Source organism: Aminobacter sp. AP02, from assembly GCF_003148805.1.
Classification (GTDB): Bacteria; Pseudomonadota; Alphaproteobacteria; order Rhizobiales; family Rhizobiaceae; genus Aminobacter.
The window spans coordinates 228,030-244,423 of record NZ_QGGX01000001.1 but is presented as its reverse complement, the minus strand read 5'-3'; the positions used below and the strand labels follow the sequence as shown (position 1 = coordinate 244,423).

The following is a 16,394-nucleotide window of genomic DNA, read 5'->3' as shown; positions in this document are numbered from 1 at the left end:
CCCCTAGCCTGCCGCCCGATGTCGGTCTGGCTGGTCCAAAACGTCGGTGAAGGTGTCGACCACGAAATCGAGTTCGGACTCGGTCATCTGGGCGTAGAGCGGCAGGATGATGGTGCTGCGCTGTGCCATGACAGAGCGTTGCAGACCCGACCCGGACCGATAGGCGCCGGGTTGCTCATAGGCATGTTCGAGATGGCTGTTCATGATGCCCCGGCGGGTCGACACGCCCCGGTCGAGAAGCGCTTGCATGACGCCGCGCTGGTCGACGCCGCGAGGCAACTGCACACAGTAGCTTTGCCAATTGCTGCGCGCCCAATCGGGCTCGACCGGCGGTACCACGCCGGCAATGCCTTGCAGGCGCTCAGCATACTGGGCAGCAAGCCGCCGGCGCGCCGCCACGATGTTGCCAAGGCGCTGCAATTGCCCACGCCCCAGCGCGGCCTGCAGGTCGGTCATCCGGTAGTTGAACCCAAGTTCGGGATAGCTCTCGTAGATAACCTCGCGCGAGCCGTGCCGTACCGTGTCCGGAACGCTCATGCCGTGCTGGCGCCAAAGACGGAACTTGCGATCATATTCCGAATTGGCAGTCGTCAGCATGCCGCCATCCCCGGTCGTCACCACCTTGCGCGGATGGAAAGAGAAGCACGCGATGTCGCCACGCGGCCGACCAGCCTTTTCCCACTGGCCGTCCCACAGGATCTCGCTTCCAATCGCGCAAGCCGCATCTTCGATAACCGGAATGGCGTGGCGTTTTCCGATCCCAACGATCTGGCGCAGGTCGCAAGGCATGCCGAGCTGATGCACGCACAAGATGGCCCTGGTGCGCGCGGTGATCGCCGGTTCGATCAGCTCCGGATCGATGTTGAAGCCATCCGCCTCGATATCGACGAACACTGGAACCGCGCCGCAGTAGCGGATTGCATTGGCGGTGGCGACGAATGAGTGGCTGACGGTGATCACCTCATCGCCAGCCCCGACGCCGAGCGCTAGCAAGGCCAGGTGCAAGGCCGTGGTGCAGTTCGACACCGCGCAGGCATGTGGTGTGCCGATGAGTGCGGCGAATTCGCTCTCGAATGCCGCCACTTCCGGCCCTTGCGTGACCCAGCCGGAAAGCACGACACGCCGAACGGCCTCAACCTCGAGCTCGTCCAAAAGCGGTTTGGCGACCGGAATCTGCCTGGTCATTCCGCCGCCTCCCGAGTAGCCGCGCGCTCCCGCTGCCACCACTCGACGAGGTCGCGCAGCCCGTAGTCCAGAGATATCTGGGCCTCGAAACCGATCAGTTCGGCCGCCTTGCGTGTATCTGCCAGCCGCCGCGTGACACCATTCACGGTGCGAGCGGGCGCGTGCTGCGGCTGGGCGATAATGCCCATCACACGGCTCAACCGTTCAGCCAGTTCGCGAAGGCTGGTTTCCTCGCCGCTTGCGACGTTGAACACCTCGTCGGTAACAGGCGAGTTGGCGGCAAGAACGTTGGCGCGGGCAATATCGCGCACATGCACAAAATCCATCGTCTGGCTGCCGTCGCCATGAATGATCGGCGGCTGGCCCGAGGCCAGGCGCTCCATCCAGCGGATCAGCACCTCCGTATAGGCGCCATGGACATCCATGCGGGGGCCGTAGACGTTGAAATAGCGCAGCGCGACATATTGCAAGCCATACATTTCGGCAAAGCTGCGCAAGAGACCCTCGTTGAAGACCTTGGCAGCGCCGTAGATGGTCCGGTTGTTGTAGGGATGATGTGCTTCGGTCGTGGGGAAAACCTCGGCGAGACCGAGCACGGATGCCGATGAGGCAGCGACTACCTTTGATACCCCTGATCCAACCGCCGCCTCCAGGACATTGAAGGTTCCCTCGGCCAACACGTCAAAAGCCAGGCGTGGTTCCTCGGCGCATTGGGTAATGCGGATCGCCGCCTGATGAAAAACGATATCGACGCCCTTAAAGAGCTGGCTGAGCAGGTTCCGGTCGCGGATGTCGCCTTCAACGATTGTCAGCGGAAAGGCGGCTTCCGCCTGGGCCAGGTTTTCCCGCCGCCCGCGCACGAAATTGTCGAGGATGATGATCTCGCGTGGCTGCTCCAGCGCAACGAGGTCGGCGATGTGAGAGCCGATCAGGCCCGCGCCGCCGGTGATCAGAATTCGTTTGTCATGCATCCCCTTGCCCTCACTCCTGCAACACCCCGCGTATCGCTTCGGAACCCGGACGCCAGCGCAGGAACCTGGCAGGTACGCCGGCTACGATCGAGAACGGTTCGACATCCGTGGTGACCACGGCACCCGCGCCTACGATCGCACCCTTGCCCACGGTTACACCCGGCAAGATGGTCGCGTTGGTGCCTATGTCAGCCCATGCACCAATCCTCACCGGCCTGATTTCGAGGTCGGTTCGCACGATCGGCAGTTCCACCGGCAAGCCACTATGGGTCGACCCAAGCAGCTTCGCGCCGGGACCCCAGCCGACATGGTCGCCTATGACGAGGTCGCGTGCATCGAGAAACGCCTGCGGGCCGATCCAGACATTGTCGCCGATGACGCAGCTGCCATCGTAACGGCCGCAGAGCTGGGCTTGCGCGCCGACGAACAGGCGCTCCCCGACATCGAAGGTTTCGAGATGCTTGAAACCGGCACCGCTCGCAACCTGCAGCCCTGAGCCGCAGCTGCGAACAAGTCCACGCCAAATCATGCGCCGCATCAGCGTATCGGTCGGCCCCTCACCGGTGGCGAAGCGACCATATAGTTCGACAAGACCAGCGGGGCCGTAAGACGCTTTCAGAAACGCGACGAGCCCATCTTCGAACACGGGGTCAGGCACCGTCTCGCGCCGGCCATGTACGGCAGCAACGACTCGAGCAGCCGGTCTAGGTTCAGCCAACATGGGCCTCCTGCTCCACCGCCGCGACCACCTGTTCTATCTGGGCCGGGGTCAACTCCGGGAACATGGGCAGCGAGAGAACCTCGCGCGCCGCCGTTTCCGAGACGGGAAAATCTCCCTTCCTGTAGCCGAGATCCTCATGCGCCTGCTGCAGGTGCACGGGAACCGGATAATGCAATCCGGTCTGGATGCCTACCTCCTGAAGGCTGCGCTCGAGGCCGTCGCGGTCGTGCGAGCGCACCGCATAGACGTGATAGACATGGCGCCTTCCGGCTACCTCCACCGGAGCTCGAACCTGCCTGGATCCTGCCAGCAGCTGAGAATAATGGCGAGCATTTGCCCGCCGCGCATTCGTCCAATCCTCAAGATGGCGCAGCTTGACGCGAAGGATCGCGCCCTGGATGCCATCCATGCGGTGGTTGAAGCCCTTCAGCACATGATGATAACGCTTCTCCTGGCCCCAATCGCGCAGCATGCGTGCGGTCTTTGCCATCGCGTCGTCATTGGTCACGAACATGCCGCCTTCGCCGCATGCTCCAAGATTCTTGCCCGGATAGAAACTGAAGCAGCCGGACACGCCTATGCTGCCCGCGCGCCGGCCATCGAATTCAGCGCCATGTGCCTGGCAGGCGTCCTCGATGACTGCGATGCCATGCCGATCCGCGATCGCGGTGATGGCGTCCATGTCGGCCATCTGGCCGTAGAGATGGACAGGCAGAATCGCTTTCGTGCGCGATGTGATCGCGGCTTCCAGCTTGCCGGGATCCATTGTCAGCGTCACGGGCTCGACATCGACAAATACCGGACGCGCGCCCGCGTAGCAGATCGCCGAGACGCTGGCGACGAAAGTGAAGGGCACCGTGATGACCTCGTCGCCTGGCCCGACGCCCGCAGTCAGCAGGGCAAGATGCAAGGCGCTGGTCCCGGTGTTCACCGCGACCGCGTGCTTGACGTCGCAATAGGCGGCGAACTCGCGTTCGAAAGCCACCACCTCGTCGCCCAGGACGTATTGCGCCGAGGCCAATACCTTGAGCACTGCTGCGTCCAGTTCGGCTTTGATGCCGGCGTACTGTGCCTTTAGGTCGAGAAGCGGGATCATGCGACGCGCCTTGCCGGTTGCAGTTCCATGACGCGCCCACGCTGTGCAAGCGAGCGGGTCGCCGCCTCCAGGACGCTGACCACGCGAAGACCGGCCTGACCGTCGGCGACCGGCGTGCCATTGTGCTCGATGCAGTGGAGGAACTCGCGGATCTCGCTGCCGAGCGCCTCGACAACATCGAGATGCGGAGCCCGCATGTCGCCCGTGCGGTAGCCCACCATCATCTGGTAGACGTCTTTTCCGCCTTGCAACGGTTGACCGCCGGTGAGCGTGATGCCCTTGTCATAGACCTTGATCTTTTCGCTGGGCTCGAGATCGTCATAGACAATCATCTGGCGGCTGCCGCCGATCAGCGTGCGCCGGAGCTTGACCGGCGCCAGCCAGTTGACGTGAATATGGGCAATGAGATTGCTCTCGAAGAACAGGTTGAGGTAGGCGATGTTTTCGGGTTCGCCGGCGACATGGCTCACACCTGTTGCCGAAACGGCAACCGGCTTTTCAGGTATCACATAGTCGATGATCGACAGGTCGTGGACGGCGAGATCCCAGATGACGCTGACATCGTGCTGGAACAGTCCGAGGTTCACCCGCACCGAGTCGTAGTAATAGATGTCGCCCAGTTCACTCCCGACCAGTTCGCGCATCTTGCGAACCGCGCTGGTGTGCACGAAAGTATGGTCGACCGCCAGCACCAGGCCGCGACGCTCGGCCTCGTCTACCAACCGCTGCGCCTCTTCTGCGGAGGGGGTGATCGGCTTTTCCACGAAGACGTGCTTGCCGGCCATGAGCGCACTCATGGCCAACCTGAAATGCGACGAAACCGGCGTCGCAATGGCAATGGCATGAATACGCGGATCGCGCAGCAACTCTTCATAATCGCTGGTCACGGTCACCGCCGGATAGCGACCCTTTACCGATGCAAGGCGTTCGGGTTGAAGGTCACAGACCGTGAGCAGCTGCACACCGGGCGTATCGGCGATGTTTCGGACCAGATTTGGCCCCCAATAGCCATAACCAACGACGGCCATACCAATCATGAAACTCTCCCGGAAGAACCTGCTGCCTCGGCTTGCGGCTGTGGCTTGTCATGGGTCCAACCAACGATCCTGGCAGGCACCCCAGCTACGATGGCGTGATCTGGAACATCTCGGGTGACGACAGCGCCAGCGCCGACCAAAGCGCCTTCGCCAATCGTCACGCCCGGCAGGATAGTCGCGTTGCTTCCGATGGAAGCGCGCCGCCGCACCACGCTGGGAACCACGCTCCAATCGTCGTCCGTTTGAAGCGTCCCCTCAGGCGTCACGGCGCGCGGATGGCGATCGTTCGTGAACATGACACCGTGGCCGACAAAGACACCGTCCTCGATCGTCACGCCTTCGCAGATGAAACTGTGGCTGGAGATCTTGCAGTCGCTGCCGACGACGGCGTTTTTCTGAATTTCGACGAAAGTGCCGATCCGCGTTCCCACACCAATGGTGCAACCATAAAGATTGACCAGTTCCGGATGGTGGATGACCACGCCCTTCCCCAACATAGCATTGGAAGAAATCATCCCGCCTGGTTTCCCTATCGCCAAGTGATGGCCCCACCTGCAATCAGTCGCCGGGTACCAGCACCTGAGCCGCAACCAACTCTCTGATCCACAGGGCATTGATTGGGCATTGAAAATGGACTTTGCGCGCTTAAGGTGCGTGCTTTTCGCCAGCCGAGTAAACCGCAGAAAACGTGGTAACGGACTGCCCGAAAGGGGTAGGTTGGCCGGAGGAGGTGTGGCGATCAGCGCTCAAGCCGTACCCGTTCGATGCATCAGAAAGCGGATTCGGTCGGCGCGGTTTGTATTTCGGCTGTTCGGTGCCAATGTAGGCGAAGAGCGCACCACGAAGCCCCGTATTACCCGCTCGAAAAAAGAACAGCAGGTGGTCGGCATGCAGGCCGCACGCCTGATGGTGTAGGAACTTCATCCAAAGGCTGCGTGGAACCGCGAAAGGCTGCCTTGAACGCTCGGCAATCTGGAAGAATGCTGTTTGCGACCGCTCCGGAGCACGCGGGCGAATCATGGGTGGAAAATGACTTCTGGTTCGGAATTTGAAGGTCAGTTCGTTATTGCAGATGGTCGCCTTCCTGAACGCGCCGGCTCGAAAAGGATACTCCTCACTTCACTGTGCGTAGACGTTTTCGAACGACTGGAAACGGTCGAGGTCGTACAGCGAGACGGCTCCCGCATCGGCATTCTGCTTGGCACGCCAATCGACCCCGACGAACGCAAGGTCGTGGTTGACCGCTATGTGGTCGATGCGGATATAGGAGAAACGACTTCTTTCGACGAACTCGACGAAATCATCGAGAAACACATCTACCGGCTAGTTGGCAGCTTCGCCTTTGTGCTGGATGTTCCACAGGCGCGGCGTCTGTATCTTGACGCGAACGGCACCAAATCGGCTGTATACAGCGCCACCGATCATGTCGCGGCAGCGACCGCAGCGTTGGTGCTGCCTACGGCGGACATATATTTCGAACGGCTCGATAGATCTCTTCACGCTGCCCTGCGCGTGGACAAGGATGGTTGGTTCCCTGCGGGCCTGACGGCTCACGATGGCGTTAAGCGATTGATTTGCAACCACTATCTCGATTTTGATACCTGGACTTGTGTAAGGCATTGGCCACGTGCGCCGATGATGCGCGACGAGGATCCTGAAAAGGCCATCGATACGATCGTGGACCAAGCAAGGCGAGCAATAGTAGCGCTGTCGAAAGCAGGAGAAACGAACCTCGCACTGACCGCCGGGCATGACACGAGGCTCCTTCTGGCGTGTTCCAAGGAGTTGCGCAGCGATGTCGGATTTGTCACGGTGGGGGCGCCTGGCGCCGAGTTGGATGTGAAGCGTGCGCGCGAATTGTCACTGCGGTTCGGTTTGCGGCACCAGACTCTGCCCTATGTTGAGGCCAACTCCGCACAAATGCAGGTCTGGCAGAAAAAGGTCAGCCACGGAATCACCGGATCGAATCTGAGATTGCATCCCAGTGTGCGGCCGCTGGAAGACACGATATTTGTCGGCGGTGTTGGGGGAGAAGTTGGCCGTGGCTTTCTCTGGTTGGGATCCGACGACCACACAAAGCTGGACGCCGACGGTATTATCACGAGACTGAAATTGCCTCTGCATCCGCGCCTGCGGCTTGCGGTCGATGCTTGGCTCAGGCCTTTGAGGGATCTGGAAGGTCTGTTGATTCTTGACCTTGCCTTCATGGAACTGCGAGTGAGTTCGTGGGCTTTCGCACAGGCCTACGCCCTGCCACGCTACACCGAAGTCAATCCGCTCATTTCTCGCAAGTCGTACCAGGCCATGTTGTCGCTGCCTCCGTCGGTTCGCCGCAACAATGGCATGATACATAGTTGTGTTCGAAGCGCATGGCCCGAGACGCTTGATTTGCCCATCAACAAATACGGTGATTGGCGCGACAAGTATGAGAAGGCTCGGGACGCGGTATTCGATCCAAGGCGAGCTTTGCGAAAACTGCACCAATTGGCTTGGGTCAGGACCAGAAACGCACTAAGCCGCAACAAGTCAACGAAGCCGGCAATCTAAGCGCCAAGCAAGTCCAGCTTTGAGGACACCTGATCCCCAGCGCATGTGGGGTTCCCTCGTGACGGGGCAGTCCTGCAAGCGCATCGTCTCGGGTACATCGAACCGTGGGAAGAAAGACGATGCCGGTCATATCTCGCCGGTTCGGTGCCACCGTCTGCGGCGGACCGCACCACGAAGCCCGCGCACGGCCCGCTCGAAAAAGAACAACGGGTGCCGAGAAGCTATCCGCGATCCCATCGCCATTCTCTTTTTCAGTCCGTTCCAACCCGGAACATCCTCGACCGCTGGTACGGTCGCTCGCGCAACTTCGCAATACTTCTCGACCATTTCGATATCCGCGCGAGGATGATCGTATTGGCGACTGGCAAGCTCGATCGCGTCAGTTGCGATCGCCATCATGGCTGAGAACCGGAGGTCAGCTGCCTGGGGGATCTTGCCCGCTATCCCGGCAAAGAGCACCTCAAATGCGGCCCGCCGCTCCACCAAATCGCGATAAACATCCACCTTGCGCGCTGAAAGGCTGGCAGAATGCTCGCGATGCCACGCCTGATCCGCACCATGGATGTAGGCGACGTCCGAGAAGGCGGCCACGCGCAGCCACATTTCCATGTCGTGGGTGTGTGCCAGAGGCTGTTGCCCGCCGACCCGATCGACCACCGATTTACGCATCATCACTTCCGGTGACGTGATGACGTTGAAGCCGAAGCGACAGCGATCCGCCAGCCATTGGTGGCCTGGCCGGATAGTCGAGTGCGTGGCCGTCAGACGCGGCACAGGCAGCGCTTCGCCCGAAAAGTGCAAGGGATGCCCGTAGACCAAACCGACGTTGGCGTTTTGCCTCATGACCGCCACCGAACGCGCTAGTGAACCAGGCGTCAACAGATCATCAGCATCGAGCCTTACAAGAAACTCCCCTTGCGCCTGCGCCAACCCATCATTGAACGTCTGCACGGGGCCCATGTTTCGCTCATGCGCCAAAACTGCGATCCTGGCGTCGCTGGTGGCCAGAGAGCGTGCGACGGCGAGACTGTCATCGCTTGAGGCGTCGTCGACAATTACCACATTTGTGATGACACCGGCTTGCGACAGGGCGCTCTGAAGCGCCTGCGGAAGATATCGCGCGTAGTTGTAACACGGGATCACCACTGTAACAGATGCGTTGCCATCCGGCTTCGGCCTGGTCCGCTGCATCTTTTCAGACCTCACTTCACTTCGCTCTACGTGCCACAATACGTTTCGCCCTACCTGGCTGTCTTGCAGAAACATGTAGACGATTGTATCATTGAAGCATAAATCACATCTTCCTTTTAAATATAGGTGACTAGTGTCAAGCGTTCATGTTGTCATGCCATGCTACAACTACGGAAGATACCTATATGAGGCCGCTAAAAGCGTCTTACAACAGCCAGGCGTTGACATTCATCTGCTCATTATAGACGATAAATCTTCTGACAATACACCAGAGGTATGTCAGCAGCTATCTTCAGAGGATAGTCGGGTCACCTATATCCGCCACAAGGCAAACAAAGGGCATATAGCGACTTACAACGAAGGGCTTAGCTTGGCGACCACGGACTATGTTCTTCTTTTGTCGGCTGACGATTTATTGACCCCGGGGTCACTTGCGCGCGCAACCGCGCTCATGGACCACAACCCGTCCGTCGGATTGGCATACGGCTACGCGATTTCCTTGCGCGGCACGACACTCCCTCCTGCAAGGCCCGACGACAGTGGATGGACGATCTGGAAGGGACGAGACTGGATCGCACGCATGTGCAAGACCGGAAAGAACTTCATCGTAAACCCTGAAGCAATCTTGCGCACCAGCGTTCAGCATGAAATCGGTGGCTACAGGCCTAGCCTTCCCCATTCAGGCGACATGGAAATGTGGATGCGCGCCGCCGCCATTTCTGATGTTGGATATATCAATGGCGCCGACCAAGCTTACTACCGCATACACGACGCCAGCATGCAGCGGACCGTCCATGCTGGTTTCCTGTTCGATCTGAAAGCGCGGCATGCGGCGTTTCAATCTGCATTCGAAAGCGAGGCAGGCAGGCTGCCTGATGCCGCTTTGCTGCTCGCAACTGCACGGCGAAGCCTAGGCATGGCGGCAATCCGCCGAGCCAGCGAGGCCCTTGCCTTCAAACAAGGTGAAGAGGTGACGGTCGAGGCATATTGCGAGTTTGCGCTTTCGCTTGATCCTGAGATTGCCACCACCAGGCTTTGGCACAGACTCCAACGATCCAGAAGTAACGCTAGCGGCCCGGTTGCTACCGCAATCGCACGTGGCTACAGCCGACTTGGCGAGGTAGCTGACAAATATGCCTGGCGCAGATGGTGGCATACGGGTGTCTATTAAGGATAGACCGTCATCTCTCTCGAAGTCCATCTTCGAAATCAAGGGCGGTCATTCGACGGCCTGCCCCTGTGAGACAGAGCCAATGAGGAATTGTGTATATAGATCTACCACGTCGTTACGCTCCGCGGCGACCGAGTAGTTCGATTGAATGTACTTCGCTGCCAGCCGGCCCCGGGCGACGCACCAACCGGGATCAAGGTTATCCCTGCTCAAGACTTCCTCGACCGCCCGAACAAACGCCAAGGTATCGCCAGCCTCGATTGCGGTACTGAACTCCGGACGAAAAAACTCACGTCCCGAGAAGCCGTGATTTCCGATAACGTAGTTTCCGCAGGCCATCGCCTCGGCAGATGGCAGGCCGAACCCTTCCTGGTGAGTGAAGGCAAGGAATAGGCACGTCGTGCGCAGCTGATCGGCCACCATCGCATGCGACAGGCCGTCCAGTGGCACGACTTCCCATCCATGAAGCGCACCGCGTGCATGCAACATTGCCAAGACTTGTAGCGCATCGTTGCGGCCTCGCCTTGGCATATAGGCGACCCGGCGCGCGCGCGGACCTGGCGCGGGATAAAAGAGGCCCTCATCGAGGCCTAGATGAACGCGGTGCAGTGGATGACAATCCGGAAAAGCGCGGGCGAGCATCGCCCGATTGTGTTCAGACACAGTAACCACGCCTGCTAGGTCAGGCTTTGCCGCATAGAGGCGGCGGGCGTCGGCTGTTGTGCATCTGCTCCAGGTAAGGTGGCTGTTTTGGTTGAAAATGACGTGCCGAACACCGCGCGGTAGCCGGGACAACAAATCCACATCCACCTCGGGAAAGACGAGGAGATCGCCGCTACGCACGGCAATGTTCGCGAAGTTCGTTACCCGAGTGTCGTTTTCAAACCAGTTGCAGCGAAAGCCGCGCGTCCAGTGCACGACATAGGCATTGAAGCCTGCCGCATTCAGGATATCGACATGACGGTAGATGACCCGGATGCCGCCGGAGGGCGAATCATGGTCGGGGGTCACGAAATAGATGGCTGGAGCCGGTGAAGGCTCATCGATCCTCTGGATTGTCCATTGGCGCCTTTTGCGCAACTCTCCGAACTCGTTCATCCTTCGATAGAAGGTTCGGGCAAGGTCTTCAGCCGACACAACCCATCTCCCACTCAGGACCGCCCTTTCGGACCTGCCTCCCAAATTCGCTACCTTTCGGTAGTGACAGGATAGCGCGGGACAATGCTGTAATGGCAAGAGGTAGCAGGCTCAGTCAAAAAGACGAGCCTCATCTACGAACATCCAGGTTTATCGAATGGCTCGAACCCCGGAGTCTAGGCTGGAGGCAATTCGACCATCCAGGAAGTGGACCATGCGGGCGCGGGCTAACCGGTCGACAGCCACACCGAGGCGTTTCGGCGCGGCTGCGCAAGCCGCTGGAACCATGACGCATGATCTCGGCGGTTTCGACCAGATCAACGGCATCGAACAAAACCGTAGCCGCAGGAAAACCGCAGCCCGCGATGACGGCGAGCAGGCGCGCAAATCGTTGCCGTGGCCGGTTTTGCTGTTCCTGATCTCGTTACTCATCCCTTGGATCATATCAATCGGCCCGCTGCGAATGTCGGCCTACCGTTTCGTTCTGATCGGGATGCTTATTCCGTGCCTCATTATGTGGCTCGGCGGCAAAGCAGGGCGGATCAGGATAGCTGACATAAGCCTTATCCTCTATTGCTTCTGGTGTTTCCTAGCGATCATCATGATTCACGGTTTCGCCTATGCGATCCAGCCAGCAGGCATGATCTTCATCGAAACCGTCGGCGCCTATCTACTGGCCCGTTGCTTCATTCGCGACGCGGATGATTTTTACAATGTGATAGTGGCCCTATTCTGGATAGTGGCGATGCTTCTGCCGCTCTCGGTCTTCGAAGCAGTCACTGGCCGCAACATCGCACGGGAATTTTTCGCTTCCCTGTACCAGACCGTTCCCGACAGTTACCTCGAACCGCGCTGGGGGTTGAGGCGGGTCCAGTCGATCTTCGAACATCCCATCCTCTATGGGGTGTTCTGCGCCAGCATTCTCACTCTTGTCCACCTCGTCCTCGGGCACGGCAAAAGCCTCACACAGCGCTGGCTGAAGACCGCAACAGTGGGCATCGCGGCATTCCTTTCGCTGTCCGCCGGGCCGATGACTGCCCTTGCGGCCCAAGCCATGCTTTTGGGCTGGAACTGGGTCTTCAACGCTGTCGAGGCACGCTGGCGGATACTCGGCAGCTTTGCCCTGCTTGCAGTGGTTTCAATCGAACTGCTGTCAAACCGATCCGTGCCGGTGATTTTTGTCTCCTACTTTGCATTCGATGAGCAATCCGCGCGCGTGCGTATCGAGATCTGGCGATATGGATCTGCTTCCGCCCTCAACCACCCCTTGTTCGGGGTCGGTTTCAATGAATGGGAGCGCGCACCGTGGATGACCACCAGCATTGACATGTTCTGGATCATCGACGCAGTGCGCCATGGCATTCCGGCTGAATTCCTGATGATGCTGGCCTTCTTCGCCGTCTATCTGCCGGTTGCCTTCAAGAAAGGGCTAACAGAAAGGCTCTCAGTTTTTCGGACCGCCTTCGTGATCTCCATGACCGGCTTCTTCCTTGTCGGTTGGACCGTCTATTTCTGGAATGCCACCTATGTCATCTTCCTGTTCATGCTCGGTAGTGGCGTGTGGCTGCTGGATCAGCAAACTCACATCAGCGCAGATCAACGACGCACGCCCATGCGTGCGATGGGGAAATCTGCAGCCAGTGGCCCCCGGCAGAATTGACGCTACCGCTTATTGTCGAGTGTCCTACACCATTCGCCACCGCCGTGACGGCTGGCGTTGGAGCCGTGCCCGGCTAGACTAAGTGGGGAGTTTGACCGGAAGCTGGCGCAATGTTGCCGGCCGTTCATGTTGGGGGCGCAAGATATGCATGCCACCACTAAGGCACTGCCGACCGTCGTTCGTCACGTTTCAGCGCGCGCGGCATCGGCAATCCTGGCCACCATTGCGACGACCCCGGAAGAGGTCGAGAAACTGCGTGATGCCTGGAGCGCATTGCCCGTCACCAACATCGATGCTGACATCGACTATTTCCTGACGGTCGTGCGGAATGCCAAGCGCGTCATCCGACCTCACGTTGTTCACATCCGCCGCGAAAACCAGCCTGATCTCATGGCCGTGGCGCGTATCGAACAAATGCCTGTCACCTTCCGGTTCGGCTATCGCGTGCTTGGTCAAGCAAGTCTGCCCACCATCGTGCTGGCTTTCGACGGTATCCTTGGCGCACGCTGTCGAGAGGATGAAGAGTTGGTCCTGTACCATCTCCACCAGTCGCTTCAATCAGGCGAGGCAGACCTGATCCTCATGCCGAACATCGACGTCGACAGCACGCTGCATGCGGCCGCCACCGCAGCGGTACGCGGAGCCTGCCGCGCGCGGGCCCAGCGAGCCACGCGACGCTGGATGGCCGTCATCCCCGATAGCCTCGATGAATTCCTGTCGGAACGCTCGGCCAAAACCCGCAGCACGCTGCGTCGGCAGGACCGGCAACTACGTGACCAGTTCGGCGAGCGCATGCGGCTTCGCCGCTTCGATAGCCACAAGGAGATGGACGAACTTTGCCGGGACATGGAAATGGTCGCTTCCCGAACCTATCAGCGCGGATTGGGCGTCTCGTTCACCGGCACCCCATTGGCACTTGGGCTGATAGATCTTTGTCTTCGGCAGGGATGGCACCGCACGTGGATGCTCTATCTCGACGATCGACCGGTGGCGTTCTGGACCGGTACGGCCTATGCGGGCACCTTTGCCATAGGAACACCGGGATTTGACCCCGACCACGCGCGCGATTCCGTTGGGCGCTATACCATGTTCCGCATGATCGAGGATCTGTGCGCCGATTCGGAGATCTCGATGCTCGACTACGGTCAAGGCGAAGCCGAGTACAAATCCGCATTCGGCAACCACGAACTCAAGGAATGCGATGTGCTGCTGGCCGCGCGCCGGCCCAAGGCGATGCTCGTGATGCTGGGGTTTTCGATGCTATCGGCCGTCAACAACCAGAGCCGGCGCCTGGTCGAACGATCGGCCTGGGCCCGGAAACTGAAAGCGAGTTGGCGACGGCGCATAGCGGAAAGCCGAAAACCGTGACACGAGGCGACGCACGATGACCAACCTTCTGCTCATCGCTCCGACCTGCGACGGCGAGGATGTCGGCGAGGCCTGGGTGGCGCATCAGTGGGCACAGCGGCTCGCCGAACGGCACGATGTGACGCTGCTGACCTATCACAAGCGCGGTGCGAAACCGGCTGCGCAGCAACTGTCCGGTCTGAAGGTGGTCGAGTGGACCGAACCGCCTCTGGTCGGGCGCGCCGAGCGGCTGAACAGCATGCTCAAGCCCGCCTATGTTCCGTTCTACTGGCGCGCGCGTAGCTGGATCCGTGCGGCACTCGCCAGTGGGCAACGCTTCGACCTCGTCCACCAGCCGGTGCCAGTGGCCATGCGCTACCCTTCGCCCGCTGCAGGGCTCGGCATCCCCATGGTCATTGGTCCGGTCGGCGGTGGTCTTTCTTCGCCAGCCACGTTTTCAGCCGATGAAGATTCAACACCCTGGTTCGTCGCTTTGCGCGGCCTCGACCAGTATAGGCGTCGCTGGGATCCGCTGCTTCGCAACACATACAGGAGCGCAGACTGTGTCCTTGGGATTGCCGATTATGTGAGGGACCAGCTTGCGGACATCCCGCTGCGCCGCTTCGAGGTAATGAGCGAAACGGGCCTCGACATGATCCCCGAGCCGATCCAGCGCAGCGGCCGAACCGGTCCGGTCCGTCTGCTGTTTGTGGGCCGCCTCGTGCGAACGAAGGGAGTTCGTGACGTGGTCCGTGCCATGTCCATGCTGCGAGACCTGAACGTCGAGCTGGACGTGGTCGGCGAGGGACCCGAACGCGGTGCCTGCGAACATCTGATCGAGAACCTGCATCTTGGCCAACGTGTGATGCTGCACGGATGGAAGTCGAAGGCGGCCGTTTCCGAATTCTATCGACGGGCAGATATGTTTGTCTTCCCGAGCTACCGCGAGCCTGGCGGCAATGTGGCTTACGAAGCTATGGGGTTTTCGCTGTCTCTCATTGTCGTCGATCGTGGCGGGCCAGGAAGCGCCACCACCAACGAATGTGCGATCAAATTGCCGGTAACAACGCCGGACGCCCTCGCATATGACATCGCAGCGGCGGTCAGAACACTGGTGACCGACGAGCCGTTGCGCCTGAAGATGGGAGCAGCCGCTCACACGCATGTCAGCAAGACAGGACTGTGGTCGGCAAAGCTCGATCGCGTGGATACCATCTACGCAGAGATCATGCGCGCCAATGCCTCAAAGACCGAGAGCAGCACGCAAGGCAGCGCGATGGCCAGAGCTTAAAGTGACCCGCATCGTTTCGCCAACAATGATGCTCAGGCGAAACAGCGCCGTCGCCACCATTTTGTGATGGCGCCGGTAGTAGCGGATTCGGTTGTTGGTCATGAGGGCGGTCAGGAAAACGTTGTCGTGATATTCGCCCCCGATGTGCACAGCCTGCGCCTGAGGCACATAGACGACGCTAGCCCCGGTGGCGCGCACGCGCCTGAGGTAGTCGACCTCTTCGCTGTAGAGGAAGAAACTCTCATCCCAGTTGCCCACTTTGCGGCGGGTCGCGGCGGGAACAACCAGGATCGCACCGGTTGCCCACTCGACAGGGCCTCCACTTTGGTAAAGTGCCGGGTCGTCAACGATCTCACCCGTTCCGATACGGGCAGCAAGCCGAGTGCCCAACAACGCGTCGGACCAGGCGGTTACCAAGGAAGGTTCGCGGCGCAGCGACTTCGCGTAGCTTCCGTCCTCATCGAGGATCTGTGGCACGACGATACCCACCGAGGGGTCTGACAGGTATTCTTGCAACGCGCGCGCGCATCCACGAAGCAGCCGGATGTCGGGATTTAGGATCAGCATGTTTGCATCGGGGCCGAGCTGGGCGGCGGCTGCGTTGATCGCGGCGGCGTAGCCCGCGTTGCGACCCATGGGAATGACCTTCGCGCCGATCGGATGAGCCAGCGCCAACGCCACACTGTCATCTTGAGAGGCGTTGTCGACCACAATCACCTCGCGACGCGCGACGCCTTCAAAACCCTGCGATAGCGAATCCAGCAAACCAGGCAGGACGCCGGCGCTATTGTAGGTGACGATCACTGCGGCCAGGAGCTGTTGTTCTTCCGCAGTCTCCGGACTACGACTGCTGTGCTGCCCGATCAGGTTCATCGATCCATCCCTCGCCGGCGGCCCTGCGCGTGCGCGCTTCCTCCCGCCACTATCCGGCACTGTGGCACAGCAAGCAGCGGGGGAGATCGGCGTATGCAAGCTCACTCGTTCGGCTAAAAGAAGCGTCCCTCGTAAACGGGCTTAATCCAATCGGCGTAAGCCGCCCC

The 16,394-nt window shown here is 59.9% G+C and carries 15 protein-coding genes; 6 read left to right on the top strand and 9 right to left on the bottom strand.

All coding sequences use genetic code 11. The features are described from left to right. Positions 1 to 3 precede the first annotated feature (3 nt). The 6 genes from C8K44_RS01065 to C8K44_RS01040 are packed head-to-tail and all read right to left on the bottom strand — an operon-like array spanning position 4 to position 5,525. Positions 4 to 1,185 carry a DegT/DnrJ/EryC1/StrS family aminotransferase gene (locus tag C8K44_RS01065; RefSeq protein ID WP_109574056.1) on the bottom strand — a complete coding sequence of 394 codons (1,182 nt, stop codon included), beginning with the start codon at positions 1,183 to 1,185 and terminating at the stop codon, positions 4 to 6. After that, positions 1,182 to 2,156, bottom strand: coding sequence for an NAD-dependent epimerase/dehydratase family protein (locus C8K44_RS01060; RefSeq protein ID WP_109573893.1), 975 nt, complete (start codon positions 2,154 to 2,156; stop codon positions 1,182 to 1,184). Before C8K44_RS01060 ends, C8K44_RS01065 begins: the two co-directional genes overlap by 4 nt. 10 nt (positions 2,157 to 2,166) lie before the next feature. Continuing rightward, the gene (locus C8K44_RS01055) at positions 2,167 to 2,877 is read right to left on the bottom strand and encodes an acyltransferase (protein WP_109573892.1); all 711 of its coding nucleotides are present in this window, start codon (positions 2,875 to 2,877) and stop codon (positions 2,167 to 2,169) included. Continuing rightward, the gene (locus C8K44_RS01050; RefSeq protein ID WP_109573891.1) at positions 2,867 to 3,973 is read right to left on the bottom strand and encodes a DegT/DnrJ/EryC1/StrS family aminotransferase; all 1,107 of its coding nucleotides are present in this window, start codon (positions 3,971 to 3,973) and stop codon (positions 2,867 to 2,869) included. Before C8K44_RS01050 ends, C8K44_RS01055 begins: the two co-directional genes overlap by 11 nt. Beyond that, positions 3,970 to 5,010 carry a Gfo/Idh/MocA family oxidoreductase gene (locus C8K44_RS01045; RefSeq protein WP_109573890.1) on the bottom strand — a complete coding sequence of 347 codons (1,041 nt, stop codon included), beginning with the start codon at positions 5,008 to 5,010 and terminating at the stop codon, positions 3,970 to 3,972. The genes C8K44_RS01050 and C8K44_RS01045 overlap by 4 nt, the downstream gene beginning before the upstream one ends. Then, positions 5,007 to 5,525, bottom strand: coding sequence for an acyltransferase (locus tag C8K44_RS01040; RefSeq protein ID WP_109573889.1), 519 nt, complete (start codon positions 5,523 to 5,525; stop codon positions 5,007 to 5,009). The genes C8K44_RS01045 and C8K44_RS01040 overlap by 4 nt, the downstream gene beginning before the upstream one ends. Before the next feature lie 217 nt (positions 5,526 to 5,742). Between C8K44_RS01040 and C8K44_RS27235 the strand changes: the two genes are divergently transcribed. Together C8K44_RS27235 and C8K44_RS01035 are read left to right on the top strand one after the other, a co-directional pair. After that, entirely contained in the window at positions 5,743 to 5,925 is a 183-nt protein-coding gene (locus C8K44_RS27235) for a hypothetical protein (RefSeq protein ID WP_146203892.1), read from the top strand. Positions 5,926 to 6,039: 114 nt separating this feature from the next. Then, the gene (locus C8K44_RS01035) at positions 6,040 to 7,557 is read left to right on the top strand and encodes a hypothetical protein (RefSeq protein ID WP_245417308.1); all 1,518 of its coding nucleotides are present in this window, start codon (positions 6,040 to 6,042) and stop codon (positions 7,555 to 7,557) included. A 126-nt stretch (positions 7,558 to 7,683) separates the two neighbouring features. On the opposite strand, the gene C8K44_RS01030 is transcribed toward C8K44_RS01035, so the two are convergent. Continuing rightward, on the bottom strand, positions 7,684 to 8,748 hold the full coding sequence (locus tag C8K44_RS01030; RefSeq protein WP_245417307.1) for a glycosyltransferase family A protein: 1,065 nt from the start codon (positions 8,746 to 8,748) through the stop codon (positions 7,684 to 7,686). A 154-nt stretch (positions 8,749 to 8,902) separates the two neighbouring features. Between C8K44_RS01030 and C8K44_RS01025 the strand changes: the two genes are divergently transcribed. Continuing rightward, entirely contained in the window at positions 8,903 to 9,919 is a 1,017-nt protein-coding gene (locus C8K44_RS01025; protein ID WP_109573887.1) for a glycosyltransferase family A protein, read from the top strand. A gap of 48 nt (positions 9,920 to 9,967) precedes the next feature. Here C8K44_RS01025 and C8K44_RS01020 read toward each other — a convergent pair whose 3' ends face one another. Then, positions 9,968 to 11,056 carry a glycosyltransferase family 1 protein gene (locus C8K44_RS01020; protein ID WP_245417306.1) on the bottom strand — a complete coding sequence of 363 codons (1,089 nt, stop codon included), beginning with the start codon at positions 11,054 to 11,056 and terminating at the stop codon, positions 9,968 to 9,970. Positions 11,057 to 11,342: 286 nt separating this feature from the next. Between C8K44_RS01020 and C8K44_RS01015 the strand changes: the two genes are divergently transcribed. From C8K44_RS01015 to C8K44_RS01005, 3 genes are all read left to right on the top strand, one after another. Next, on the top strand, positions 11,343 to 12,716 hold the full coding sequence (locus C8K44_RS01015; protein ID WP_158282688.1) for an O-antigen ligase family protein: 1,374 nt from the start codon (positions 11,343 to 11,345) through the stop codon (positions 12,714 to 12,716). 57 nt (positions 12,717 to 12,773) lie between these two features. Continuing rightward, positions 12,774 to 14,084, top strand: coding sequence for a GNAT family N-acetyltransferase (locus C8K44_RS01010; RefSeq protein WP_146203891.1), 1,311 nt, complete (start codon positions 12,774 to 12,776; stop codon positions 14,082 to 14,084). Between the two features lie 76 nt (positions 14,085 to 14,160). Then, a complete protein-coding gene (locus C8K44_RS01005; RefSeq protein ID WP_245417305.1) occupies positions 14,161 to 15,354 on the top strand; it encodes a glycosyltransferase family 4 protein in 1,194 nt (397 codons plus the stop codon). Here C8K44_RS01005 and C8K44_RS01000 read toward each other — a convergent pair. Then, complete coding sequence (locus C8K44_RS01000) at positions 15,307 to 16,227, bottom strand: glycosyltransferase family 2 protein (protein WP_109573883.1); 921 nt, start codon at positions 16,225 to 16,227, stop codon at positions 15,307 to 15,309. The two genes, C8K44_RS01005 and C8K44_RS01000, sit on opposite strands and share 48 nt — an antisense overlap. Between the last annotated feature and the right edge of the window lie 167 nt (positions 16,228 to 16,394).